24 protein-coding genes, 2 tRNA genes and 1 pseudogene are annotated in these 22,927 nt (G+C 78.3%); 7 read left to right on the top strand and 20 right to left on the bottom strand.

Annotated features, from left to right (window positions below; all coding sequences use genetic code 11):
* Positions 1-109 precede the first annotated feature (109 nt).
* From ftsY to rsmD, 10 genes and pseudogenes are all read right to left on the bottom strand, one after another.
* On the bottom strand, positions 110-1,318 hold the full coding sequence (gene ftsY, locus BLS82_RS13295; RefSeq protein ID WP_092866685.1) for a signal recognition particle-docking protein FtsY: 1,209 nt from the start codon (positions 1,316-1,318) through the stop codon (positions 110-112).
* 45 nt (positions 1,319-1,363) lie between these two features.
* Positions 1,364-1,975: a hypothetical protein gene (locus BLS82_RS13290; protein WP_092866683.1), complete on the bottom strand. Its 612-nt coding sequence runs from the start codon at positions 1,973-1,975 to the stop codon at positions 1,364-1,366.
* Positions 1,976-2,030: 55 nt separating this feature from the next.
* On the bottom strand, positions 2,031-5,678 hold the full coding sequence (smc, locus tag BLS82_RS13285; RefSeq protein ID WP_092866681.1) for a chromosome segregation protein SMC: 3,648 nt from the start codon (positions 5,676-5,678) through the stop codon (positions 2,031-2,033).
* A gap of 26 nt (positions 5,679-5,704) precedes the next feature.
* A complete protein-coding gene (locus tag BLS82_RS13280) occupies positions 5,705-5,998 on the bottom strand; it encodes an acylphosphatase (RefSeq protein ID WP_092866679.1) in 294 nt (97 codons plus the stop codon).
* Complete coding sequence (mutM, locus tag BLS82_RS13275) at positions 5,995-6,954, bottom strand: bifunctional DNA-formamidopyrimidine glycosylase/DNA-(apurinic or apyrimidinic site) lyase (RefSeq protein WP_092866677.1); 960 nt, start codon at positions 6,952-6,954, stop codon at positions 5,995-5,997. The genes BLS82_RS13280 and mutM overlap by 4 nt, the downstream gene beginning before the upstream one ends.
* Positions 6,955-6,960: 6 nt before the next feature.
* A pseudogene (rnc, locus tag BLS82_RS13270) lies at positions 6,961-7,710 on the bottom strand (ribonuclease III); the annotation flags it as partial.
* Complete coding sequence (gene rpmF, locus BLS82_RS16120; RefSeq protein ID WP_092866673.1) at positions 7,707-7,910, bottom strand: 50S ribosomal protein L32; 204 nt, start codon at positions 7,908-7,910, stop codon at positions 7,707-7,709. The pseudogene rnc and the gene rpmF, both read right to left, overlap by 4 nt.
* Positions 7,911-7,913: 3 nt before the next feature.
* Positions 7,914-8,486 carry a YceD family protein gene (locus tag BLS82_RS13260; protein ID WP_092866671.1) on the bottom strand — a complete coding sequence of 191 codons (573 nt, stop codon included), beginning with the start codon at positions 8,484-8,486 and terminating at the stop codon, positions 7,914-7,916.
* A gap of 96 nt (positions 8,487-8,582) precedes the next feature.
* Entirely contained in the window at positions 8,583-9,143 is a 561-nt protein-coding gene (gene coaD / locus BLS82_RS13255) for a pantetheine-phosphate adenylyltransferase (RefSeq protein WP_092866669.1), read from the bottom strand.
* Positions 9,144-9,154: 11 nt separating this feature from the next.
* Positions 9,155-9,778, bottom strand: a complete 624-nt coding sequence (gene rsmD / locus BLS82_RS13250) for a 16S rRNA (guanine(966)-N(2))-methyltransferase RsmD (protein ID WP_092867060.1) — start codon at positions 9,776-9,778, stop codon at positions 9,155-9,157.
* A gap of 191 nt (positions 9,779-9,969) precedes the next feature.
* On the opposite strand from rsmD, the gene rpmB reads away from it, so the two are divergent.
* Positions 9,970-10,158, top strand: a complete 189-nt coding sequence (gene rpmB / locus BLS82_RS13245) for a 50S ribosomal protein L28 (RefSeq protein WP_092866667.1) — start codon at positions 9,970-9,972, stop codon at positions 10,156-10,158.
* A 93-nt stretch (positions 10,159-10,251) separates the two neighbouring features.
* Here the strand turns inward: rpmB and BLS82_RS13240 are convergent, their stop codons facing one another.
* A complete protein-coding gene (locus BLS82_RS13240; RefSeq protein WP_092866665.1) occupies positions 10,252-11,256 on the bottom strand; it encodes a thiamine-phosphate kinase in 1,005 nt (334 codons plus the stop codon).
* Positions 11,257-11,347: 91 nt separating this feature from the next.
* Between BLS82_RS13240 and BLS82_RS13235 the strand changes: the two genes are divergently transcribed.
* On the top strand, positions 11,348-11,581 hold the full coding sequence (locus BLS82_RS13235; protein WP_092866663.1) for an Lrp/AsnC ligand binding domain-containing protein: 234 nt from the start codon (positions 11,348-11,350) through the stop codon (positions 11,579-11,581).
* Positions 11,582-11,588: 7 nt separating this feature from the next.
* Positions 11,589-12,065, top strand: coding sequence for a DUF3515 domain-containing protein (locus BLS82_RS13230; protein WP_092866661.1), 477 nt, complete (start codon positions 11,589-11,591; stop codon positions 12,063-12,065).
* Positions 12,066-12,116: 51 nt separating this feature from the next.
* Here the strand turns inward: BLS82_RS13230 and BLS82_RS13225 are convergent, their stop codons facing one another.
* Complete coding sequence (locus BLS82_RS13225; RefSeq protein ID WP_092866658.1) at positions 12,117-13,262, bottom strand: D-alanine--D-alanine ligase family protein; 1,146 nt, start codon at positions 13,260-13,262, stop codon at positions 12,117-12,119.
* A gap of 75 nt (positions 13,263-13,337) precedes the next feature.
* On the opposite strand from BLS82_RS13225, the gene BLS82_RS13220 reads away from it, so the two are divergent.
* Entirely contained in the window at positions 13,338-14,489 is a 1,152-nt protein-coding gene (locus BLS82_RS13220; protein ID WP_092866655.1) for a trans-sulfuration enzyme family protein, read from the top strand.
* Between the two features lie 6 nt (positions 14,490-14,495).
* Here the strand turns inward: BLS82_RS13220 and BLS82_RS13215 are convergent, their stop codons facing one another.
* From BLS82_RS13215 to BLS82_RS13205, 3 genes are read right to left on the bottom strand one after another with little or no spacing between them, the layout of a single operon-like run.
* The gene (locus BLS82_RS13215; RefSeq protein WP_218123896.1) at positions 14,496-15,116 is read right to left on the bottom strand and encodes a GNAT family N-acetyltransferase; all 621 of its coding nucleotides are present in this window, start codon (positions 15,114-15,116) and stop codon (positions 14,496-14,498) included.
* Between the two features lie 2 nt (positions 15,117-15,118).
* Positions 15,119-16,150, bottom strand: coding sequence for an NAD(P)H-dependent glycerol-3-phosphate dehydrogenase (locus BLS82_RS13210; RefSeq protein ID WP_092867056.1), 1,032 nt, complete (start codon positions 16,148-16,150; stop codon positions 15,119-15,121).
* Complete coding sequence (locus tag BLS82_RS13205; protein WP_218123895.1) at positions 16,147-16,896, bottom strand: lysophospholipid acyltransferase family protein; 750 nt, start codon at positions 16,894-16,896, stop codon at positions 16,147-16,149. Before BLS82_RS13205 ends, BLS82_RS13210 begins: the two co-directional genes overlap by 4 nt.
* 130 nt (positions 16,897-17,026) lie before the next feature.
* On the opposite strand from BLS82_RS13205, the gene cofC reads away from it, so the two are divergent.
* Positions 17,027-17,719, top strand: a complete 693-nt coding sequence (gene cofC / locus BLS82_RS13200) for a 2-phospho-L-lactate guanylyltransferase (protein ID WP_369811094.1) — start codon at positions 17,027-17,029, stop codon at positions 17,717-17,719.
* On the opposite strand, the gene murA is transcribed toward cofC, so the two are convergent.
* Positions 17,682-19,028: a UDP-N-acetylglucosamine 1-carboxyvinyltransferase gene (gene murA / locus BLS82_RS13195; RefSeq protein WP_092866649.1), complete on the bottom strand. Its 1,347-nt coding sequence runs from the start codon at positions 19,026-19,028 to the stop codon at positions 17,682-17,684. The two genes, cofC and murA, sit on opposite strands and share 38 nt — an antisense overlap.
* A gap of 211 nt (positions 19,029-19,239) precedes the next feature.
* On the opposite strand from murA, the gene BLS82_RS13190 reads away from it, so the two are divergent.
* Positions 19,240-19,776, top strand: a complete 537-nt coding sequence (locus tag BLS82_RS13190; protein WP_218123894.1) for a DoxX family protein — start codon at positions 19,240-19,242, stop codon at positions 19,774-19,776.
* A gap of 35 nt (positions 19,777-19,811) precedes the next feature.
* On the opposite strand, the gene leuD is transcribed toward BLS82_RS13190, so the two are convergent.
* Together leuD and leuC are read right to left on the bottom strand one after the other, a co-directional pair.
* Positions 19,812-20,408 (bottom strand): 3-isopropylmalate dehydratase small subunit, encoded by a 597-nt coding sequence (gene leuD / locus BLS82_RS13185; RefSeq protein WP_092866643.1) that lies wholly within the window; start codon positions 20,406-20,408, stop codon positions 19,812-19,814.
* Positions 20,409-20,453: 45 nt separating this feature from the next.
* Positions 20,454-21,872 (bottom strand): 3-isopropylmalate dehydratase large subunit, encoded by a 1,419-nt coding sequence (gene leuC / locus BLS82_RS13180; protein ID WP_092866640.1) that lies wholly within the window; start codon positions 21,870-21,872, stop codon positions 20,454-20,456.
* A 75-nt stretch (positions 21,873-21,947) separates the two neighbouring features.
* Between leuC and BLS82_RS13175 the strand changes: the two genes are divergently transcribed.
* Entirely contained in the window at positions 21,948-22,670 is a 723-nt protein-coding gene (locus tag BLS82_RS13175; protein WP_092866638.1) for an IclR family transcriptional regulator, read from the top strand.
* A gap of 85 nt (positions 22,671-22,755) precedes the next feature.
* Here BLS82_RS13175 and BLS82_RS13170 read toward each other — a convergent pair.
* Together BLS82_RS13170 and BLS82_RS13165 are read right to left on the bottom strand one after the other, a co-directional pair.
* Positions 22,756-22,828: transfer RNA gene (locus tag BLS82_RS13170), tRNA-Glu, on the bottom strand.
* Between the two features lies 1 nt (position 22,829).
* A tRNA-Gln gene (locus BLS82_RS13165) sits at positions 22,830-22,901 on the bottom strand.
* Between the last annotated feature and the right edge of the window lie 26 nt (positions 22,902-22,927).

Here is a 22,927-nt window from a genome sequence, read left to right as displayed (position 1 = left end):
ACGGTGCCGACGACGTGTTACCGGACGCCGCGCGCCGTGTTACCGCGGGATGTCCGCGACCCCGCCGCGGTGAATCCTGCGTGTCGCGCCACCCCGCCCACCCGACCGCTCACCCGACGAGGGCGTCGACGAAGGCCTCGGGGTCGAAGGGCGCCAGGTCGTCCGGCCCCTCCCCCAGGCCGACGAGCTTGACCGGCACGCCCAGCTCCCGCTGCACCGCGACGACGATGCCGCCCTTGGCGGTGCCGTCGAGCTTGGTCAGCACGATGCCGGTCACCTGCACCACCTCGGCGAAGACGGCGGCCTGGCGCAGCCCGTTCTGGCCCGTGGTGGCGTCGAGGACGAGCAGCACCTCGTCGACGGGCCCGCTGCGCTCGAGCACGCGCTTGATCTTGCCGAGCTCGTCCATGAGGCCGGCCTTGTTCTGCAGGCGCCCGGCGGTGTCGACGAGGACGACGTCGGCCTCCAGCTCGGTGCCGGCGCGCACGGCGTCGAAGGCGACCGAGGCGGGGTCGGCGCCGTCGCGGTCGGAGCGCACCGTGGGCACGCCGACGCGCTCGCCCCAGGTGGCCAGCTGGTCGGCGGCGGCGGCGCGGAAGGTGTCCGCGGCGGCGAGGACGACGTCGCGCTGCTCGGCGACGAGCACCCGGGCCAGCTTGCCGACGGTGGTGGTCTTGCCGGTGCCGTTGACGCCGACGACGAGCACGACGGCCGGGCGGGTCGCTGAGCGGGAGGTGCGCAGCGAGCGGTCCGTGCTCGGGTCGACGGCGGTGAGCAGCTCCTCGCGCAGCAGCTCGCGCACCCGCTCGGGGCTGCGCTCGCCGAGCACCGCCACGCGGGTGCGCAGGCGCTCGACGATCTCGGTGGCCGGCCCGACGCCCAGGTCGGCCATGATCAGGGTGTCCTCGACCTCCTCCCACGTGCCCTCGTCGACGGTGTCGCGCGAGAGCAGCTGGAACAGGTTGCGGCCGAGGGCGGTGTTGGAGCGCGAGAGCCGGTCGCGCAGCCGCACCAGCCGGCCGGTGGCGGGCGCCGGCACCTCCACGGTGCGGGCGGGCGCCACCTCCACGGGCGGCTCGGCCAGCGCGTCCGGCGCCGGCAGGGTCGCCACCGTGCGGGTGGGGGTGTCGCGCGGGTCCTCGGCGTCGTCCCCCACGCCCGGCAGGTGGCCGGGGGCGCGCGTCGTCGGCGGCGCCGGCGGCGGGGTGCGCGGGGCGGACCGGCCCAGGCGCCCGCGGCTGAGCAGGCCCGTGACCGTGCCGATCGCGCCGATGGCGAGCAGGGCGACGTAACCGACGACCGGGTCGAGGAGCTCCACGGCCCCGATCCTCGCAGAAGCGGCGGGACCCCTCCCGCCGCGGCGTCAGAGCAGCTGCGCCACCGGGACGCCGTCGCGCAGCTCCACGGCCACCTCGTGGCGCACGCCGTCGACGGTCAGCGCGCACGTGCCCCCTCCGGCGACGAGGGCCGTGGCGGGGCAGGAGGCGCTGAGCCCGGCGGCCCGCCCGGACGCCCCCGTGCCGGTGCAGTCGACGACGACGCTCGCGCCCTGCGGCGACGGCGTGGCGCAGTCCACGGAGGACGGGTCGACCCCGACCTGCTCCAGCACGTGCGCGGCCTCGGTCAGGCCGGCCTCGACGTGGGCGCGGTCGGCGGCGGGCAGCTGCCCGGAGCGGGCGGCGCGCACCGCCTGCGCGGTGGACCACAGGGGCGCCAGCTGGCTGACGGCGAGCACGAGCACGGCGACCGAGGCGAGGCCGAGGAGCAGGCCGGTGGCGGCGCGCCCGCCCCCCGTGCCGCGCGAGCGCGAGCGCACCAGGCCGACCAGGCCCGCGAGGACGGCGGGGACGCCGGCGAGCACCGACAGCGGCACGGCCAGCAGGCCGAGCACCAGGGCCGCGGTCGCCGCGCCGTTGCGCGGGCGCCCTCGGCGGGCGGGGTCGGCGGACGTCTCCAGCAGCGCGCGGTCGGCCATGGCGCCAGTCGACCAGACGCGGCGCCCCCGCGAGGGCGGAACCGGACAGGTCGCGTCAGGCGGTGGGCTCGCGCAGGCGCTGGCTGACCACGGCCGTGACGCCGTCCCCGCGCATGGTCACGCCGTAGAGGGCGTCGGCGATCTCCATCGTGCGCTCCTGGTGCGTGATGACGATCAGCTGGCTGCTCCCGCGCAGCTCCTCCAGGACGCCGAGCAGGCGGCGCAGGTTCGTGTCGTCGAGGGCCGCCTCGACCTCGTCGAGGACGTAGAAGGGGCTCGGGCGGGCCTTGAACAGGGCGATCAGGAGCGCGACGGCGGTCAGGGAGCGCTCGCCGCCGGAGAGCAGGCTCAGCCGCTTCACGCGCTTGCCGGCCGGTCGGGCCTCGACCTCCACGCCCGTGCCCAGCAGGTCCTGCGGGTCGGTGAGCACCAGGCGCCCCTGCCCGCCGGGGAACAGGCGGGCGAAGACCTGCTCGAAGGCCGCGGCGGTGTCCGCGAACGCCTCGGCGAAGACCTGCTCCACGCGCTCGTCGACCTGGCGCACGATGTCGAGCAGGTCGGCGCGGGTGGTGCGCAGGTCCTCCAGCTGCCGGGTGAGGAACGCCGAGCGCTCCTCGAGGGCGGCGTACTCCTCCAGCGCCAGGGGGTTGACCCGCCCGAGCCGGGCCAGGTCGCGCTCGGCGCGGCGCAGGCGCTGCTCCTGCTCGGCGCGCACGTACGGGACGGCGGCCGCCTCGCCGTCCGCACCGCCGTCCGCGCCGCCGTCCGCGCCGCCTCCCACGGGCACGTCCCGGGTGGGCCCGAAGTCCTCGACGAGGACGCGCGGGTCGAGGGCCAGCTCGTCGAGCGCGCGGGCGCGCAGCGCCTCCACACGCAGCCGCTGCTCGGCGCGGGCGACCTCGTCGCGGTGCACGGAGTCGGTCAGCTCCGCGAGCGCCGCGGCGAGCCGGTCGACCTCGGCGCGCCCGGCGGCGACCTCGTGAGCGCGCAGCGCCCGCTCGCGCTCGGCGGCGTCCCGGCGGGCCGCCGCGGCGGCCAGGGAGCGCTCGAGGACGACGAGGGCGGCCTCCGCGCCCACCCGCACGGCGGTGGCCACGGCCAGCTGCTCGCGGCGGCGGGCGGCCTGCGCGGCGGCGCGCTCGCGGGCCTCCCGCTCGGCGCGCGCGGTGCGCTCCAGGGCCTCGGCGCGCCCGGCCATCGCCCGCAGCCGCTCCTCGCCGGTGCGCAGCGCCAGGCGCGCCTCGACCTCGGCGGCGCGCGCGGCGGAGGCGGCGGCGGCCGGCTCGGGCGCGGGGACCTCCGGCTCGTCCCCGCCCGCGGCGCCGGGGTCGGGCTGCGCCTGCGCCTCGGCCAGGCGCGCGGCGGCCTCGTCCAGGCGCGACCGCTCCTCGGCGAGGGCGCGGCCGGCCCGCTCGCAGGCGGCCGCCAGGCGCAGCGCCTCCTCGCGCGCCGAGCGCAGCGCGCCGCTGCTCTCCCCGAGGCGGCGGGCGCGGGCGGCGGCCTCGGCGTCGGCGGCCTGCAGGCGGGCGAGGGCGGCGTCGCGGCGCTCGCGCGCGGCCTCGCGGGCGGCGGTGGCGCCGGCCAGGCCCGCGCGCGCGTCCCGGCTGCGCTCGAGGGCCTCGGCGAGCGCCGCGCCCGCCTCGTCGACCGCCGCCTGCACGTGCAGCAGGCTGGGAGCCCCGCCGCCCGCGCCGCCGCGGGCGGCGTCGGAGCGCAGGACGTCGCCCGCCTCGGTGACCGCGACGAGGTCGGGCCGCCGCGCGAGCAGGGCGCGGGCCTCGGCCAGGCCCGGCACGGCCACGTGCGCGCCGAGCAGGCGCCGCACCACCGGGGCCAGGTGCGGCGGCGCGGCGAGCAGCGCGGCCACGGCCCGGGCGCCGGGCGGCAGGTCCGGCGGCTCCGGCGACCCGCCGTCCGGCTCCCCGGCCGGGTCGCCGGACGGCGGGTCGCCGGCCGGCGCGCCGGGGACGCCGGCGACGAGCAGGTCGGCGCGCCCGGCGTCGGCGTCGCGCAGCAGCCGCAGGGCGTCGACCGCGGCGTTGAGGGACTCCACCACCACGGCGTCCGCGGCGTCGCCCAGCGCGGCGGCCACGACGTCCTCGGCGCCCGCCTCGACGTCGAGCAGCGCGGCGAGCGAGCCCAGCACCCCGGGCAGGCGCCCGCCGGAGGCGAGCAGCGCGCCGGCGCCGTCCCGGCGCTCGCGCAGGCCGAGCTCGAGCGCCTCCCTGCGGGCGGCGGCGCCGGCGCGGTCGCGCTCGGCGGCGCGCTCGTCGTCGCGCCAGCGCGCCAGCTGCGCCTCCGCGGTCGACAGCGCCTGCGCGGCGTCCTCGTGCTCGGCGGCGTCTCGCGCCCGCTCGGGCGCCGCCGCCTCCGCGGGGCCCAGCGCGTCGGCAGCGTCCTGGGCGGCCGCGACGCGCTCCTGCGCGGCCGCCAGGGAGTGCGCCAGGCGCTCCTGCTCGGCCTGCGTGGTCTCCACCCGGCTGCGCCGCGCGGCGACCTGGCCGGTGAGGCGGGCGAGCCGCTCGCGCCGGTCCGCGAGCGCGCGGTGGCGGTCGGCGGTGCGCCGCTCCTGGGCGGCGAGGGCGGCCTCCGCGCCCGCGCGTGCCGTCGCGGCGGCCTCCAGGGCCGAGCCGGCGCGGGCGACCTGCGCGGCCAGCGCCTTCTCCTGCTCGCGCAGCCGGGCGGCGGAGGCGAGCAGCTCGTCGGGGTCGCGGCCGTCGGGGCCGCGCACGGCGGCACCGGCGAGCGGGCCGAGGCCGCGCTCGCGCTCCCCGGCGAGCGCGGCCGTGCCCCGCAGCCGCTCGCGCAGCGCCTGCAGGACGTACGAGGCGTCGGAGGCGGCGGACAGGCGCGGCGCGGCGGCCTCGGCGGCCAGCTCGGCGGCGGCCAGCGCGGCGCGGGCGTCCCGCAGCGAGGACTCCACGGCCGCGCGCCGCGCGCGGTGCGCGGCCTCGTCGGCGAGGTCGGCCGCCAGCTCCGCCTCCGCCTGCACGAGGTCGTCGGCGAGCAGGCGCGCCCGGGCGTCGCGCACCTGCGCCTGCACCGTCTGGGCCCGCCGCGCGACGTCGGCCTGGCGGGCCAGGGGACCGAGCTGGCGGCGCACCTCGGCGGCGAGGTCGGTCAGGCGCAGGAGGTTGGCCTGCATCGCGTCGAGCTTGCGCAGCGCCTTCTCCTTGCGCCGGCGGTGCTTGAGGACGCCGGCGGCCTCCTCCACGAAGCCGCGGCGCTCCTCGGGGGTGGCGCGCAGGACGGCGTCCAGCTGGCCCTGGCCGACGATGACGTGCATCTCCCGGCCGATGCCGGAGTCCGAGAGCAGCTCCTGGACGTCGAGCAGGCGCGCCGGGGTGCCGTTGATGGCGTACTCGGAGCCGCCGGTGCGGAACATCGTGCGGCTGATCGTCACCTCGGCGTAGCCGATCGGCAGGGCACCGTCGCTGTTGTCGATGGTCAGGGCCACCTCGGCGCGGCCCAGCGGAGGGCGCCCGCCGGGGCCGGTGGTGCCGGCGAAGACGACGTCCTCCATCGTGCCGCCGCGCAGCGTCTTGGCGCCCTGCTCCCCCATCACCCACGCCAGGGCGTCCACGACGTTGGACTTGCCCGAGCCGTTGGGGCCCACCACGCACGTGATCCCCGGCTCCAGCTGCAGGGTCGTCGCCGAGGCGAACGACTTGAAGCCCCGCAGCGTCAGGGTCTTGAGGTGCACCGCGGGCAGACTAGCCGCAGGTGCGCTCAGCGGGTGGCGAAGCCGGCCTCGGCGTCCGGGTCGGGCGCGCCCCGGGCGACCTCGACGCCGTCGACGCGCCCGGGCCGACCGCCGGTGCCCTCGCGCAGCGCGGCGAGCAGCTCCTCGAGGCGCTCGCGCGGGCCCTGGGCGACGACCTCCACCCGCCCGTCGGGCAGGTTCGCCGCCCAGCCGGTCAGGCCCAGCTCCCGGGCCCGTCGCGCCGTCCAGAACCGGAACCCGACGCCCTGCACCCGCCCGGAGACCGTGGCGAGCAGCCGCTCGGGGCCTCCCCCGGTCATCCGGCGCCTCCCAGGACGGCGGGGGCCGGGCGCGGGCGCGAGGCCGGCTGGCACGCCGGGCACCAGTGCGAGGAGCGGTTCATGAAGGCCGCCCGGCGCACCGGCGTCCCGCACCGCGGGCAGGGGCGCCCCTCGCGCCCGTAGACGGCCAGGCCCCGCTCGAAGTACCCGCTGGAGCCGTTGACGTCGACGTAGAGGCTGTCGAAGCTCGTGCCGCCGGCACCCAGCGCGTCGGTCATCACCGCGCGCACGTCGTCCAGCAGTCGGCGCACCGCCGGGCGGGTCAGCCCCGACGCCGGCCGCTCGCCGTGCAGCCGCGAGCGCCACAGCGCCTCGTCGGCGTAGATGTTGCCGATCCCGGAGACGAGGGTCTGGTCGAGCAGCGCCCGCTTGACGCCGGTGCGCCGGGCGCGGAAGCGCTCCACCAGCGCCGGGACGCGCAGGTGCGGGTCGAGGGGGTCGCGGGCGATGTGGCCGACCCCGGCGGGCAGCAGCGGCGCGGACGGCCCCCCGGTGCCGGCCTCGTCGAGCGCGCCGCCGACGCCGCCCGGGCCGCCGTCGGGCGTCGGGTGCAGGGCCACCACGGCGAGGCCCCCGAACATGCGCTGGTCGACGAAGCGCAGCTCGCGCCCGCCTCGGGGCGCGTCGTCGAAGCGCACCCGCACCCGCAGGTGCCGCTCGTCGGGGGCGTCGGCGGGCTGCAGCAGCAGCTGGCCGCTCATGCCGAGGTGGGCCAGCAGCGCCTCCCCGGAGTCCAGCTCGGCCCACAGGAACTTCCCGCGCCGCACGACGTCCGTCACGGTCGTGCCCGCGAGGCGGGCGGCGAGGTCCTCGGGGCCGGCCAGGTGGCGCCGCACGGGCCGCGGGTGGTGCACCGCGACGTCGGCCACGCGCCGTCCGGTCACCCAGCGGGCCAGGCCGCGGCGCACGACCTCCACCTCGGGCAGCTCAGGCACCGCTCACGCCCCGCCGGCGCCCGCCAGCGCACGCCAGGCGTCGGCGGCGGCGGCCTGCTCGGCCTCCTTCTTCGAGCGCCCGCCGCCGGTGCCGGTGGGCGCACCGGCGCCGGAGCCTGCGAAGCGCGCCACCGCCGTGAAGGTCTTGGCGTGGTCGGGCCCCTGCGCCGAGACGACGTACTCGACGGCGCCCAGGCCGCGCTCGGCGCCGAGCTCCTGCAGGCTCGTCTTCCAGTCCAGGCCGGCGCCGAGGTCGGCGGAGGCCTCCAGCTGGGGGCCGACGAGGCGCAGCACCAGCTCCCGGGCGGCCTCCACGCCGGCCGACAGGTACGCGGCGCCGATGAGGGCCTCGGTGGTGTCGGCGAGGATGGAGTCCTTCTCCCGCCCGGCGGTGGCCTCCTCTCCGCGGCCCAGCCGCACGCAGGAGCCCAGGTCGAGGCCGCGGGCGACGCCGGCGAGGGCGCGCATGTTCACCACGGCGGCGCGCAGCTTGGCCAGGCGGCCCTCGGGCAGGTCGGGGTGGCGCCGGAAGAGGGCCTCCGTGACGACGAGGCCCAGAACGGCGTCACCGAGGAACTCCAGGCGCTCGTTGGTGGGCGCGCCGCCGTTCTCGTACGCCCACGAGCGGTGCACGAGCGCCTGCTCGAGCAGCTCGGGGTCGACGTCGATGGCCAGGCGCGCGCGCAGCGCGGCGAGCGCCTCCTCGCGGGAGGGCGCGCCGCGCTGCGGCTGCGGCCGGTGCCGCGGAGGGCTCAGAGGTCCTTGACCTTGCGGCCCTTGTACTCGAGGTACAGCGGCGTGCCGTCGGAGCCGGTCACCACGCGCGCCTGGTGCGGCCGGGCGTAGGTGGTGGCGCCGTTCTCGACCGCGGTGGTCAGGGTCTGCTCCTGCGCCTTCCACTGCGAGCGGCGGTGCCGCGTGTTGGAGCGGGACATCTTCCGCTTGGGGACCGCCACGGGTCACTCCTCGTCGTCCGCGGGCCGGTCCTCCGGCCGCTGGGTCTGCTCGGTCGTCAGGGTCGTCAGCGCCGCCCACCGGGGGTCGACGCTCTCGTGCGCGTGGCCGGGGTCCTCCTCCAGCCGCGCTCCGCACTCGGAGCACAGGCCGGGGCAGTCCGCCCGGCACACGGGTTGGAACGGCAGTGCCGGCACCACGGCGTCCCGCAGCACGGGCTCCAGGTCGATGTGGTCGCCCTGCAGCTCGTGGGTGTCCTCGTCCTCCGTGGAGGACTTGCCGGGGTAGGCGAACAGCTCCTGCAGCCGCACGTCCAGCTCGCGCTGGACGTCGTCGAGGCACCGCACGCACTCCCCGGCCGTCCGCCCTCGCACCGCGCCGGAGACGAGGACCCCCTCGACCACCGACTCCAGCAGCAGGTCGAGCTGGAGGTCGGAGCCCTCGGGGACGCGGACCACCTCGGTGCCGAGGTCGGCCGGCGCCGGCACCGTGCGCGTGAGCCGCTGCGAGGCTCCCGCACGACGGCCCAGGTCGTGGGTGTCGAGGACGAGCGGGGAGCGCAGGTCGAGGTGCTTCATGGTTCCTCACGTCGCGGTGCGGGGCCGCGCGCGGCCCCGCCGGGGCCCTGCACGACCTCGGCCCCGGCGCGAGCGCGACGAGACCGACTTCCCAGTCTAGCCGGTCGCCGGTCGGGTCGAGGACGCGCTCGAGGACGCGCTCGAGGGCGCGGGGGGTGCCGCCCGCAGGGCCTGCAGGCGGGCGAGGACGGCGTCCGGCACGAGCCCGGAGACGTCCCCGCCGTGGCCGGCGACCTCCTTGACGAGGCTGGAGGACACGTGCGCCCACCGCGGGTCGGCGGTCAGCAGCACCGTCTCCAGGCCGGACAGGTGGCGGTTCATCAGCGCCATGGGCGTCTCGTGGTCGACGTCCGCGGCGGTGCGCACGCCCTTGACCACCGCGAGCGCCCCCGCCCGGCGGCAGAAGTCGACGAGCAGCCCGCCGGTCACGGCCTCCACGCGCACGCGCTGCGGCGCGGGGCGGGTCGGGGCGGGCAGCGCCGCGAGCGCCTCGGTGACCATCGCGACGCGCTCGGCGAGCTCGAACGCGGGCCGCTTGGCCGGGTTGGGCAGCACCGCCACCACGACCTCGTCGAACAGCACCGCGGCGCGGGCGACGACGTCGAGGTGCCCGAGGGTGACCGGATCGAAGGACCCGGGGCAGACGGCGCGGCGCACGGACGACGACCCTAGCCGCGGGCGGGCGCGCCGGCGCCCTCCCCGGCGCCCTCCCCGGCGCCCTCCCCGGCGTGCTCCCCGGCGTGCTCGGCCCACCACAGCACCGTCTCCCCGTAGCGGCGGTCCCCGGTGGGGCGCAGGCCCGCGGGCCAGGCCGGCTCGGGGCTGCGGGAGCTGCGCTCGACGACGACCACGGCCCCCGGCGCGAGCCAGCCGCCCTCGACGAGGCGGGCGAGCGCGCCGGCGAGCGCCGTCCCGGACAGGTCGTAGGGCGGGTCGGCGAGGACGACGTCGTAGGGCTCGCCGGGCTCGCCGGCCAGAGCGGCCGCGACGGAGGAGGCCCGCACGGACGCCGCGGACAGGCCCAGGGCGGCGGCGTTGCGCCGACAGGCGGCCGCGGCGGGCGCCGCCTGCTCGACGAGGAGGACGGAGGCCGCGCCGCGGCTGGCCGCCTCCAGGCCCAGGGCGCCGGAGCCCGCGTACAGGTCCAGCACGCGGGCGCCCCGCAGCCCCACCGCGTGCTCCAGGCGCGAGAACAGGGCCTCGCGCACCCGGTCGGAGGTGGGCCGGGTGGCCCCGCCGCGGGGCACCTGCAGGGTGCGCCCGCCCGCCGTGCCGGAGATGATCCGCGTCACGACGGCGAGCATGCCCCACGGGCCCGGGCCGCAGGGCCGGCCCTGCGCCGTCCCGGGCACGCCCGCCGCTCGGCTATCCTGGGGATCCCGCCCGGTGCGCACCGGGCCCTCCAGCGCCGCCCCCGCGCCCCGCGCGAGCCGGGCGGCGCACCCGAGACCGACCCGAGCACGACGAGACCCTGGAGATCACTGTGGCTGCCACCTGCGACGTCTGCGGCAAGGGGCCGGGCTTCGGCCACAACATCTCCCACTCCCACCGGCGCACCAAGCGCCGCTGGAACCCCAACATCCAGCGCGTGCGCACGATGGTCGGCGGCGTGACGCCGAAGCGCGTCAACGTGTGCACCTCCTGCCTGAAGGCCGGCAAGGTCGCCCGCTGACCCCGTACTGACCCTGCGCTGACACCGCCCTGCGCAGGTCAGCGCTGAGCGTCCCGACGCCCGCCCGGCCCCGGCCCGGCGGGCGTCGCGCTGTCAGGCGAAGTGGTCCCAGCCGCCCAGGACGGCGTCCGCGGCGCCGCCGACGGTGAGCGCGGGCCGGTCGGTGCGCGCGGGCACGACGCGGCCGAGGCGCCGGAACGGCGCGGGCGGGGACGCGGAGGCGGGGAAGGCGGCGACGAGCGCGTGGTCCTCCCCGCCGGCCAGCACCCACCGCCGCGCCAGGCCCGGGCCTCCCCGCTCCCCGGCCAGGCCCCCGGCGGCCGGGAGCAGGTCGGCGGCCAGCTGCCGCACGGCCGCGTCGTCGACGTCGACGTGCACCCCGGACGCCGCGGCGAGGCGGCCCAGGTCCTGGCCGAGGCCGTCGCTGACGTCGAGCATCGCGCTCGCGCCCGCCCGCGCGGCCGCCGGCCCGGCCTCCAGCGGCGGGGTGGGACGGCGGTGGGCGGCCACCAGGTCCGGCGCCAGGTCCTCCCGGCCGGCCAGCAGCAGGTCCAGCCCCGCCGCCGAGCGGCCGACCGGCCCCGCGAGCGCGAGCACGTCCCCCGCCCGCGCGCCGTCGCGGCGCACGGGAGGGCGCCCCTGCAGGTCCCCCAGGGCCGTCACGGCGACGACGACCTCCGACGCCGCCGACAGGTCCCCGCCCACCACGCCCGTGCCCGCCCGCGCGCAGCAGGCCGCCAGCCCGCGCGCGAGGTCCTCGGCCCACGCGGCCGGCAGGTCCTGCGGCACCGCCAGCGCGACGAGCAGGCCCGTGGGCACCGCGCCCATGGCCGCGACGTCGGCGAGGTTCTGCGCGGCGGCCTTCCAGCCGACGTCGGCGCCGCCGGACCAGTCGCGGCGGAAGTCGCGGCCCTCGACGAGCACGTCGGTGGTGGCGACCACGCGGGCGTCGGGCGCGGCGACGAGCGCGGCGTCGTCACCGGGCCCCAGCAGGGCCGCGGGGCCGGCCGGCAGCAGCGGCAGGAGGCGGGCCAGCAGCCCGGCCTCCCCCAGCCCCGCGACGCGCGGACCGTGCGCGTCGGGCGCGGGAGGGGGCACCTCGGCACGGTAGCGTGGCGCCTCCGCAGGCCGGCCGACGCCGTCGGGTGCCGGGGCTCCCGGTGCGGCGCAGCGACGAGGAGCGGTCGACGTGGTCGAGGCGTACGTGCTGGTGCAGACCGAGGTGGGGCGCGCCGCGGACGTCGCGGCGCAGGTCGTGCAGCTGCCCGGCGTCGTGCTCGCGGAGAGCGTGATGGGCCCCTACGACGTCGTCGTGCGCGTGCGGGCGGCGGGCGTCGACGAGCTCGGCCCGCTCGTCATGGGCACGCTCTCGCGGGTGCCCGGCATCACGAGGACGGTCACGTGCACCGTCGTCCACGAGTGACGGCCCGGTGAGGCGGCCCGCCGCGCTCGCCGGGGCCGCCGCAGCGGCGCTGGCGAGCGCGGCGCTGGGCGGGTGCGCGGCCGCCGTCACGGCGCGGGCGGCGCCGGACGCGACGGACCCGATCTGCTCGCAGGTGCTCGTCGCCCTGCCGGAGGAGGTCGGCGACGAGGCGCGCCGGGAGACCACCGCGCAGGCGACCGCCGCCTGGGGTGACCCGCCGGTCGTGCTGCGCTGCGGCGTGACCTCCCCCGGGCCGACGACGTGGGAGTGCGTCTTCGTCGAGGGGCCCGAGGGGGCCGGCGTGGACTGGGTCGTGGTGCCGCCGGAGGAGACCGGCGGGGACCGCGTGGTGTGGGTCAGCTTCGGGCGCGCGCCCGCGGTGGAGCTGTCGGCGCCGGCGGAGGCCGCCGGCGAGCTGGCGGCGGTGGCCTCGGCCGTCAGCGGCGCCGTCTCGGTCCTGCCCAGCGAGCGCAGCTGCACCTGAGCCCGCCGCCCCGAGCGCGGCACCGGTGCGGTGCCCCGCGCGGGCGCGGTGTCAGCGCAGGCCGGTCGGGCGCGCCAGGGCGTGGCGCAGCAGGCGGTCCACCAGCTCCGGGTAGCCGACCCCGGTGGCGGCCCACATGCGGGGGAACATCGACAGCTGCGTGAACCCCGGCATGGTGTTGATCTCGTTGACCAGCAGCTGCCCGTCGCCGGTGAGGAACAGGTCGACGCGGGCGAGCCCCTCGGCGCCCACCGCCTCGAACGCGCGCACCGCGATCTGGCGCACCCGGGCGGTGGTCTCCTCGTCCAGCGGCGCCGGGCACAGCAGCTGCACGGAGGCCTCGTCGAGGTACTTGGCCTCGAAGTCGTAGAACTCGTGCTCCCCGCCGACGACGACCTCCCCGGGCAGCGAGGTGCTCACCGCGCGCCGCCCGTCGGGCCCGACGTCCTGCAGCACGCCGCACTCGACCTCCCGCACGCCCGGCACGCCGGCCTCCACGACGACCTTGGGGTCGTGCCGCAGCGCCAGCTCCACGGCGGCGTCGAGGCCGTGCGGGCCGGTGACCCGGCTGATGCCGATGCTGGAGCCGGCGCGCGCGGGCTTGACGAACACCGGCCACCCCAGCTCCCCGACGCGGCGGCGGCAGTCCTCGGGGTCGTGCTCCCACTGCCCCGGCAGCAGCGCCGTCCAGGGGCCGACCGGCAGCCCCGCGCCGGCCAGCACGGTGCGGGCGACGTGCTTGTCCATGCTCAGGGCGGAGGCGAGCACCCCGGAGCCGGCGTAGCGCACGCTGCCCATCTCCAGCAGCCCCTGCAGCGTGCCGTCCTCGCCGTACGGGCCGTGCAGCAGCGGCAGGACGACGTCCACGGCGCCCAGCGCGCGCGGCACCCGGTCGGGCTCGAGGACGACGAGGTCGCGCTCGTCCGCGGCCGTGGGCACCAGCACCTGCGGCCCGTCACCCGCGGTGACCTCGGGCAGCGCGCCCCCGGCGGCGATGCGCCACCGGCCGGGGTCGTCCGCGGCCAGCACCCAGCGGCCCTCGCGGGTGACGCCGACCGGGACGACGTCCCAGGCGTCGCGGTCCAGCGCCCCCAGCACCCCGGCCGCCGTGGCGCAGCTGATGGCGTGCTCGCTCGAGCGGCCGCCGAAGACCACGGCGACGCGCGGGCGGGCGGGGGGTCGGCCGTGCTCGTCCATGGCCCGCGACCCTAGCCGGGCGCGCGAGCCCGGGCGGGCGCCTCGACGGCTCCTGGCCTCCCCTAGCCTTCCCGGGTGAGCTCCCGCGAGCACGGCGCCGCCTGGTCCCCCGCCACCCGGGCCGTGGCCGCCGGCCGCCCTGCGCGCACACCGGACGCGCCGGTCAACCCCGAGCTGGTGCTGACCTCGACGTACCACTCCTCGCAGGAGCCGACGGCGCGCATGTACGCGCGGTTCGCCAACCCCACCTGGGAGGCGCTGGAGGAGGTGCTCGAGGCGCTCGAGGGCGCTCCGGCGCGGGTGTTCGCCTCCGGCATGGCGGCCGTCTCGGCCGTCCTGGACCGCGTGCCGCCCGGCGGGCTCGTGCTCACCCCGCGCGGCGCCTACAACACCACCCTGGCCCTGCTCGACGAGCTGGCCGCCGCCGGACGGCTGCGGGTGCGGCGCCTGGACACCACGGACACCGCGGCCGTCGAGGCAGCCCTGGACGGCGCGGCGCTGCTGTGGCTGGAGTCCCCCACCAACCCGCTGCTGGAGGTCGCCGACCTGCGCGCCCTGTGCGCCGCGGCGCGCGCCGCCGGGGCCCTGGCCGTGGTGGACAACACCTTCGCCACACCGCTGGTGCAGCGCCCGCTCGACCTCGGCGCCGACGTCGTCGTGCACTCGGTGACCAAGTTCCTCGCCGGCCACTCCGACGTCGTCCTCGGCGCGGTGGTCACGGCGGACGCCGACCTGCTGGGGGCCCTGCACCGCTCCCGCACCCTGCACGGCGCCGTGCCGGGGCCCTTCGAGGTGTGGCTGGCGCTGCGCGGGGTGCGCACCCTGTCGGTGCGCCTCGAGCGCTCGCAGGCCTCGGCGGCCGAGCTGGCGCGGCGGCTGCGCGAGCACCCGGCGGTCTCCCGCGTGCGCCACCCCTCGCTGCCCGACGACCCCGGGCACGCGCTCGCGCTCGCGCAGATGCGCGGCTTCGGCGCCGTGGTCTCCCTGGAGGTGCGCGGCGGTGCCGCGGCCGCCGACGCCGTGTGCGCCGCCGTGCGGCTGTGGCTGCCCGCCACGAGCCTCGGCGGGGTGGAGTCGACGCTGGAGCGGCGCCGGCGCCACGCCAGCGAGCCCGACGTCGTCCCCGAGGCGCTGCTGCGGCTCTCGGTCGGCGTCGAGGACGTCGAGGACCTGTGGAGCGACCTGGCGCAGGCGCTCGACGCGGTGTGGAGCCCGGGCGGCCCCTGAGCGCCGTCAGCCGGCGGGCGCGCCGTCCGCCAGGAGCAGGACGACGTCGTCGTGCTCCTGGCCGCCGACGACGAACGTCCGGCTCCCGACCTGCTCGAAGCCGAGCCGGCGGTAGAACGCCTGCGCGCGTGCGTTCTGCCGGTTCGTCCCCAGCCACACCGGGCGCGCGCCGAAGCGCTCCCGGGCGGCACCGAGAGCGGCCACCACGAGCACCCGCGCCAGCCCCGACCCCTGCTCGTCGGCCGCCACGTACGCCTTGGACAGCAGCACGGCCGGGCCCGCCACGGGCGCTGGCGGTGCGGGGTCCGCGACCAGGAGGACGTACCCGGCGGGCCCGGCGGCGCCCTCCCGGCGGGCCAGCAGCAGGACGCGGTCGCGGTCTCGCGCCCAGGCGGCGAACCGCTCGGGGGCGAGCTCCTCGGCGACGTGCCGCGCCACGGCGGCGGGGTCCGTCCCGGGCGGGCAGGCGAGGGGGAAGGTGCGCGCCGCCAGCTCCGCGAGCGCCAGGGCGTCGTCGGGGGTCGCTGCCGCCACGTCCACCCGGCGCACCTCGGCGGTCCGCAGGCCGCTCGGCTCGGCGCCCAGCCCGAGGACGACCTCGTCGCCGTCGGCGGCGTCGGCCCCCACGGCTAGGCCGCCTCGGGGCCCACGGGCCGGGAGAGCAGCAGCGCGGCCGCCTCGCGCGGGTGGCGCCCGCGGTGCAGCACGGCCGTGACCTGCTCCACCACCGGCATCGCGACGCCGACGCCCGCGGCCAGCTCGGTGACCGACCGGGACGTCGCCACCGCCTCGGCCGTTCCGCCGAGGCCGGCGAGGACGTCCTCGAGGCGCTCGCCCCGGCTGAGGCCGACGCCCAGGCGGTGGTTGCGCGACAGGTTCGAGGCGCACGTGGCGAAGGCGTCCCCCGCGCCGGCCAGGCCGGCGACCGTGGCCGCCGAGCCGCCGAGCGCCATGACCAGCCGCGTGGTCTCGGCGAGGCCGCGGGCCATCACCGAGGCCTTGGCGTTGTCCCCCAGGCCCAGGCCCTCGGACAGGCCCACGGCCACGGCGAGCAGGTTCTTCACCGCTCCGGCGACCTCCACGCCCACGACGTCCTGCGACGTGAAGGGGCGGAAGTAGCTCGTGGAGCACGCCCGGGCGACGGCGGCGGCGACGGCGGCGTCCGCGGCGGCCACCACGGTCGCGGTCGGGCGCCGCTCGGCGATCTCCCGCGCGAGGTTGGGGCCGGAGACCACCGCGACGGGCGGCGGCCCGTGCGGCTGCGCGCGCAGCACCTCCTCGACGACCTGCGTGACCCGCAGGTGCGTCTGCGCCTCCAGGCCCTTGAGGAGGCTGACGACCACCGCGCCGGGCGGCACCGCGGCCGCGTGGCGCGCCAGGGTGGCGCGCAGCTGCTGGACGGGCACGGCGAGGACGACGAGGTCGGCGCCCTCCAGCGCCTCGCCTGCGTCCCGGGTCGCGGTCACGCCGGCCGGCAGCCGCACCCCGGGCAGGTACGCGGGGTTCTCGGAGCGCTCCGCGATGCCGGAGACGACCTCCGCGCGCCGCCCCCAGACGACGACGCGGGCGTGCGCGGAGGCGTCGGCGAGGACCTGGGCGAAGGTGGTGCCCCAGCTGCCCGCCCCGAGGACGGCGACGCGGCGCGCGGCGGCCGCCCTCACGCGGCGTCCAGCGGGCCCGCGTCCGAGCCCGCGGGGCGCCGGGCCCCCGTGCGCGGGTCCCACCGCGGCGGCGCGCTCTCCCCGCGCAGCTGCTCCAGCAGCGCGGTGACGGCCCCGACGACCACCTCGGTGGCCTCGCGCAGCACCTCGCTCGTCAGCGGCCGGCCGGCGAAGGCGGACAGGTCCACCGGCTCGCCGACGAGCACCCGCAGGCGCGGGCGCGGCCACAGCTGCGGGCGGCCGACGCGGGGCAGCAGCTGGTGCGGGCCCCACTGGGCGAGCGGCACCACGGGGCAGCCGGTGGCCAGCGCGATGCGGGCCGCGCCCGTCTTGCCGGCCATGGGCCACTGCTGCGGGTCCTTGGTCAGGGTGCCGTCGGGGTAGACGACGACGCACTCACCGGCCAGCACCGCCTCCTGCGCCGCGGACAGGGCGGTGGTGACGTCGCTGGTGCCGCGCAGCACGGGCACCTGGCGGGTCGCGCGCAGCACCGCGCCGACCACGGGGACCTCGAACAGGCTCTGCTTGGCGAGGAAGCGGGGCCGCACCCCGTGGGTGAGCAGGAAGTCGGCGAGGGTGACCGGATCGGACCACGAGACGTGGTTGGAGACGACGACGAAGCCGCGGTCGCGCGGCAGGTGCTGCGCGCCCTGCCACGAGCGGGTGGTCAGCAGCCGCAGGGGTGGCCGCAGCAGCAGGGCCGCCGCGTTGAAGGCCGGACCGATCCCGCGCTGGAGCACCGCCACGGACCAGGAGGCTAGCGGCTGCCCCGCGCCGGTCCGCCGCGGCGGCTGGCAGGATCGCCCGGTGCCCCCTCGAGCCCCGCACGCGCCCGCCGGGAGCTCCCCGGGCGCGCCGCGGCCGGGCGGGTGGCAGGTGGTGCTGCCGGTCAAGGGCGGGCCCGGCGCGAAGAGCCGCCTGGGCGGCCCCGCGGCCCCCCGCGCGGCGCTGGCCACGGCGGTGGCGCTCGACTGCCTCGACGCCGTCCTCGCCGCCTCCCGCACGGCGGCGGCCCACGTCGTGACGGCGGACCCGCAGGTGGCCGCCCGCGCCCGCGACGCCGGCGGCCGGGTGGTGGCGGAGTCCTGCCCCGGCGCGGGGCTGCTGGCCGCGGTCGGCGACGGCGTGCGCGCCGCCGCGCAGGCGGGCGGGCCGGTCGCCGTCCTGCTCGCCGACCTGCCGTGCCTGCGCCCGCGGGTGCTCGACGACGCCCTCGCCGCCGTCGAGGGCGCGCTGGCGCGCGGCGCCGCGTCGGTGCTGGTCCCCGACGCCGAGGGCACCGGCACGGTGCTGCTCGCGGCCGCCGACGCGGAGCGCCTGCACCCGCGCTTCGGGGCCGGCTCGGCCGCCGCGCACGCGGCGGCCGGCGCGCTGCGGCTGGACCTGGACGCCCCGCGCCTGCGCCGCGACGTCGACACGCCGGGGGAGCTGGCGCAGGCCCAGCGCCTCGGCGTCGGCCCGCGCACCGCCGCCGCGCTGGCCGGGAGCCCGCCGCTGGCCGGGAGCCCGGGGCCGGCCGGTGGCGCGGGCCTCAGGCCACGGCCGGGACCGGCGCGGTGTCCCGGCTGACCTGCGCCCCGAGACCGGCCAGCTTGTCGGCGAAGTGCTCGTAGCCGCGGTCGATGAGGTCGATGCCGTGCACCCGGGAGGTGCCCTCGGCGGCCAGGGCGGCGATCAGGTGGCTGAACCCGCCGCGCAGGTCGGGCACCTCGATGTCCGCGCCGTGCAGCGGGGTGGGCCCGCTGATGACGGCCGAGTGCTTGAAGTCCTGCGCCCCGAAGCGGCACGGGGTCGAGCCCAGGCACTCGCGGTAGGTCTGGATCGTCGCGCCCATGCGCACCAGGGCGTCGGTGAAGCCCATGCGGTTCTCGTAGACCGTCTCGTGGACGATCGAGAGGCCCTGCGCCTGGGTGAGGGCGACGACCAGGGGCTGCTGCCAGTCGGTCATGAAGCCCGGGTGGACGTCGGTCTCCAGCGGGATCGAGCGCAGCGGCCCGCCGGGGTGGAAGAAGCGGATGCCGTCGTCGTCGATGTCGAAGGCGCCGCCGATCTTCCGGAAGGTGTTGAGGAAGGTCGTCATGTCGGGCTGGCGGGCGCCGGCGACGTAGACGTCGCCCTGCGTCGCCAGCGCGGCGGAGGCCCACGAGGCCGCCTCGATCCGGTCGGGCAGCGCGCGGTGGTCGTAGCCGGTCAGGGAGTCGACGCCCTCGACGCGGATCACGCGGTCGGTGTCGACGCTGATGATCGCGCCCATCTTCTGCAGCACGGCGATCAGGTCGCCGATCTCCGGCTCGATGGCGGCGTTGCGCAGCTCGGTGACGCCCTCGGCGCGCACGGCGGTCAGGAGCACCTGCTCGGTCGTGCCGACGCTCGGGTACGGCAGCTCCAGGCGGGTGCCGCGCAGCCGGCGGGGCGCGGAGATCGCGATGCCGCTGGGCAGCTTCTCGACGACGGCGCCGAACTGGCGCAGCACGTCGAGGTGGTAGTTGATGGGGCGGTCCCCGATGCGGCAGCCGCCGAGGTCGGGGATGAACGCGGCCCCGAGGCGGTGCACCAGCGGGCCGCAGAGCAGCACGGGGATGCGGCTGGCGCCGGCGTGCGCGTCGATGTCGGCGACGTTGGCGCGCTCGACGTTGACCGGGTCCATCAGCAGCTCGCCGTCGGCGCCGTCCGGGCCGCCGCAGACCTGCACGCCGTGCAGCTCCAGCAGCCCCCGCACCACGCCGACGTCGCGGATGTCTGGGACGTTGCGCAGGCGGCTGGTGGTCTCTCCCAGCAGCGCCGCGACCATCGCCTTGGACACGAAGTTCTTGGCTCCGCGGACGGCCACGGTGCCCCGCAGGGGCACACCGCCCGAGACCGTGAGGACGCTGCTCATAGGGGACCCAGTCTGCACCAGGCCCGCGCGCGCCGGGCGCGGACGGCGCGGCCGCGTCCCGCGGGCGCCCGATCCGCCGGCGGGACGTGCGTGATCCGCGCGAGCGCGGGTATGCGGCCCCTCGTGCGGGTCCCGCGGTCGCGGGGCCCGGTCGTGCGGTCGAGGACGGGCCGGGAACGGGCCGGGGACGGAGGGCGCTGTGGACCTGGGAGTGCTGGTCATCCGAGGCGGGGTCGGGGCGCTGTTCGCCGGGCACGGCGCCGGCAAGCTGTTCGGCGCCTTCGGCGCCGGCTACGGCGTCGAGGGCACGGCCGGGTTCATGGAGAGCCTCGGCTTCCGCCCCGGCAGGCCCTACGCGGTGCTGTCGGGCGCCACCGAGCTGGTCGCCGGCCTCGGGCTCGCGGCGGGCCTGGCGACGCCGCTGTCCGCGGCCGGGGTGATCGGGCAGATGGTCGGCGCCGCGCGCACCGCCCACCGCGGCAAGGGGGTGTGGGTGACCGGCGGCGGCTGGGAGCTGCCGCTGATCAACGGCGTCGTCGCCGCCGGGATCGCCGCCACCGGGCCGGGGCGGTACTCCCTGGACCGGGTCCTGGGCGTCGAGCGCAGCGGCCCGGGCGCCCTGCTCACCGCGGTCGGGGTCGGCCTCGGCACGGCCGCCCTCGTGCTCAGCCGGCGCCAGGAGGCGCCCTCCGGCGACGACGCCCCGGGGGCCAACACCACCGCGGACCCGACGGCCGACCCCACCTGAGGGGTGCGGCGCCCTCCCCGCCCGCGAGGACGGCCTCAGCGGACGGGGAGGGTGGCCGGCTTCCAGCTCGGGCGGGCGGCCTCGTAGGCGTCGATCTCGGCCTCGCTGCGCAGGGTCAGGCCGATGTCGTCCAAGCCCTCCATCAGCCGCCAGCGGGTGTAGTCGTCGATCGAGAACGGCGCGACGAACGCGCCGCACGTCACCGTGCGCTGCGCGAGGTCGACCGTCACCTGCGCTCCGGGGTCGTTCTCGAGCAGCTTCCACAGCTGCTCGACGTCGTCCTGGCTCATCTGGCCCGCGAGCAGGCCCTGCTTGCCGGAGTTGCCGCGGAAGATGTCGGCGAACCGCGAGGAGAGCACGACCCGGAACCCGTAGTCCTTCAGCGCCCACACCGCGTGCTCGCGGGAGGAGCCGGTGCCGAAGTCCGGGCCGGCGACGAGCACACTTCCGGCGCGGAACGGCTCCTGGTTGAGGACGAAGGACGGGTCGCCGCGCCAGGCGGCGAACAGGCCGTCCTCGAAGCCGGTCTTGGAGACCCGCTTGAGGTAGACGGCCGGGATGATCTGGTCGGTGTCGACGTTGCTGCGGCGCAGCGGCACGCCGACGCCGGTGTGCGTGGTGAACGGCTCCATCGGGCTCTCCAGTCCTCGGGCGGGCTCGGGCGGGCTCGGGCGGGCTCAGACCAGGGCGGGGGCGTCGAGGTCGGCGGGCGAGCTGAGGGTGCCGCGCACCGCCGTGGCGGCGGCGACGGGGACGCTGACGAGGTGGGTGCGCCCGCCCTTGCCCTGGCGGCCCTCGAAGTTGCGGTTGGACGTCGAGGCGGCGCGCTCGCCCGGCGCGAGCTGGTCGGGGTTCATGCCCAGGCACATCGAGCAGCCGGCGCTGCGCCACTCGGCGCCGAAGTCGGTGAACACCCTGTCGAGGCCCTCGGCCTCGGCCTGCAGGCGCACGCGCGCGGAGCCGGGGACGACGAGCACGCGCACCCCCGGGGCGACCCTGCGCCCCTGGACGACCTCGGCGGCCGCCCGCAGGTCCTCGATGCGGCCGTTGGTGCACGAGCCGATGAAGACGGTGTCCACCGCGATGTCGCGCAGCCTCGTGCCGGGCTGCAGGTCCATGTACGCCAGGGCGCGCTCGGCGGCGGAGCGGGCGCCCTCGTCGGCCATCGTCGCCGGGTCGGGCACGGCCCCGGACAGCGGCAGGCCCTGCCCGGGGTTGGTGCCCCAGGTGACGAACGGCTCGAGGTCGGCGGCCTCGAGAACGACCTCGGCGTCGAAGACCGCGTCGTCGTCGGTGTGCAGCATCGACCACTCCCGCACGGCGGCGTCCCAGTCGGCGCCCGCGGGGGCGTGGGGGCGCCCGCGCAGGTACTCGAACGTCGTCTCGTCGGGGGCGATCATGCCCGCGCGGGCGCCGGCCTCGATCGACATGTTGCAGATCGTCATCCGGGCCTCCATGGACAGCGCCCGGATCGCCTCGCCGCGGTACTCGAGCACGTAGCCCTGGCCGCCGCCCGTGCCGATCTCGGCGATGACGGCGAGGATGACGTCCTTGGAGGTGGTGCCCTCGGGCAGCGCGCCGTCCACGGTGATCGCCATCGTCTTGAACGGCGCCAGCGGCAGGGTCTGCGTGGCGAGGACGTGCTCGACCTCGGAGGTGCCGATGCCGAAGGCCAGCGCGCCGAAGGCGCCGTGGGTGGAGGTGTGCGAGTCGCCGCACACGATCGTCATGCCGGGCTGGGTGAGGCCGGTCTGCGGCCCCACGACGTGGACGATGCCCTGCTCGGCGTCGCCGAGGCTGTGCAGCCGGACGCCGAACTCGGCGCAGTTGCGGCGCAGGGTCTCCACCTGCGTGCGGCTGACCGGGTCGGCGATCGGCCGGTCGATCGCCAGGGTGGGGACGTTGTGGTCCTCCGTGGCGATCGTCAGGTCGGGACGGCGCACGGGGCGCCCGGCCTCGCGCAGGCCGTCGAAGGCCTGCGGGCTGGTGACCTCGTGGAGCAGGTGGAGGTCGATGTAGAGCAGGTCCGGCTCCCCCGGGCCGCCCTTGCGGACGACGTGCGCGTCCCACACCTTCTCGGCCAGCGTCCGGCCCATGCTCGCCCCTCCACCCGTTCACGCGTCGGTCGGCGTCGCTTGCCTTCTCAACATGCGAGACGCCAATATCGGTCCATGGACAACTCTAGCGGAGTCGGCGTGCTGGACAAGGCCGTGCTCGTCCTCTCCGCCCTCGAGGCGGGCCCGGCGACCCTGGCGCAGCTCGTCAGCGCCACGTCGCTGTCCCGCCCCACGGCGCACCGGCTGGCCGTGGCGCTGGAGCACCACCGCCTCGTCGACCGCGACCTGCAGGGCCGCTTCGTGCTCGGCGCCCGCCTCGGCGAGCTGGCCGCGGCGGCCGGCGAGGACCGCCTGCTGGCGGCCGCCGGCACCGTGCTGGCGCAGGCGCGCGACACGAGCGGGGAGAGCGTGCAGCTGTACCGCCGCCAGGGCGAGGCGCGGGTGTGCGTCGCGGCCGTCGAGCGACCCGGCGTGGGGCTGCGCGACTCGGTGCCGGTCGGCGCGTCGCTGACGATGCTGGCCGGGTCGGCGGCGCAGGTGCTGCTGGCCTGGGAGGACCCGGAGCGCCTGCACCGCGGGCTGGCCAGCGCCTCCTTCACCGCCACGACGCTGGCGGGCGTGCGCCGGCGCGGGTGGGCGCAGAGCGTGGGAGAGCGCGAGGAGGGCGTGGGGTCGGTCTCGGCACCCGTGCGCGGGCCCTCGGGGCGCGTCGTCGCGGCCGTGTCGATCTCGGGGCCGCTGCAGCGCCTGGGCCGCCAGCCCGGGCGCCTGCACGCCGAGACGGTGGTGGCTGCCGGCGAGCGGCTGACCGAGGCGCTCGCGAGCGGCGGCTCGTGACCGCGCCGGGGCCGAGCCGGGGCCGGGCAGCCGGGTGGGACGGCTGAGGGCCCGGTGCACCTTGTGGTGCACCGGGCCCTCGACGTAGCCCCGACGGGATTCGAACCCGCGCTACCGCCTTGAGAGGGCGGCGTGCTAGGCCGCTACACAACGGGGCCGCTGGGGTACCAGGACTCGAACCTAGACTAACTGAACCAGAATCAGTCGTGCTGCCAATTACACCATACCCCATGGTGATCACGGCTGCCGGGGCAGTG

Source organism: Quadrisphaera sp. DSM 44207 (assembly GCF_900101335.1).
Taxonomy (GTDB): domain Bacteria; phylum Actinomycetota; class Actinomycetes; order Actinomycetales; family Quadrisphaeraceae; genus DSM-44207.
This window is presented reverse-complemented; position numbering and strand designations above follow the sequence as displayed.

Coding starts and splice junctions, on each gene's coding strand:
- BLS82_RS13290 (WP_092866683.1), bottom strand. CDS start 1,975: ATGGCCGACCGCGCGCTGCTGGAGACGTCCGCCGACCCCGCCCGCCGA.
- BLS82_RS13280 (WP_092866679.1), bottom strand. CDS start 5,998: ATGACCGGGGGAGGCCCCGAGCGGCTGCTCGCCACGGTCTCCGGGCGG.
- BLS82_RS13260 (WP_092866671.1), bottom strand. CDS start 8,486: ATGAAGCACCTCGACCTGCGCTCCCCGCTCGTCCTCGACACCCACGAC.
- BLS82_RS13225 (WP_092866658.1), bottom strand. CDS start 13,262: ATGGACGAGCACGGCCGACCCCCCGCCCGCCCGCGCGTCGCCGTGGTC.
- murA (WP_092866649.1), bottom strand. CDS start 19,028: ATGAGCAGCGTCCTCACGGTCTCGGGCGGTGTGCCCCTGCGGGGCACC.
- leuD (WP_092866643.1), bottom strand. CDS start 20,408: ATGGAGCCGTTCACCACGCACACCGGCGTCGGCGTGCCGCTGCGCCGC.
- leuC (WP_092866640.1), bottom strand. CDS start 21,872: ATGGGCCGGACGCTGGCCGAGAAGGTGTGGGACGCGCACGTCGTCCGC.
- BLS82_RS13175 (WP_092866638.1), top strand. CDS start 21,948: ATGGACAACTCTAGCGGAGTCGGCGTGCTGGACAAGGCCGTGCTCGTC.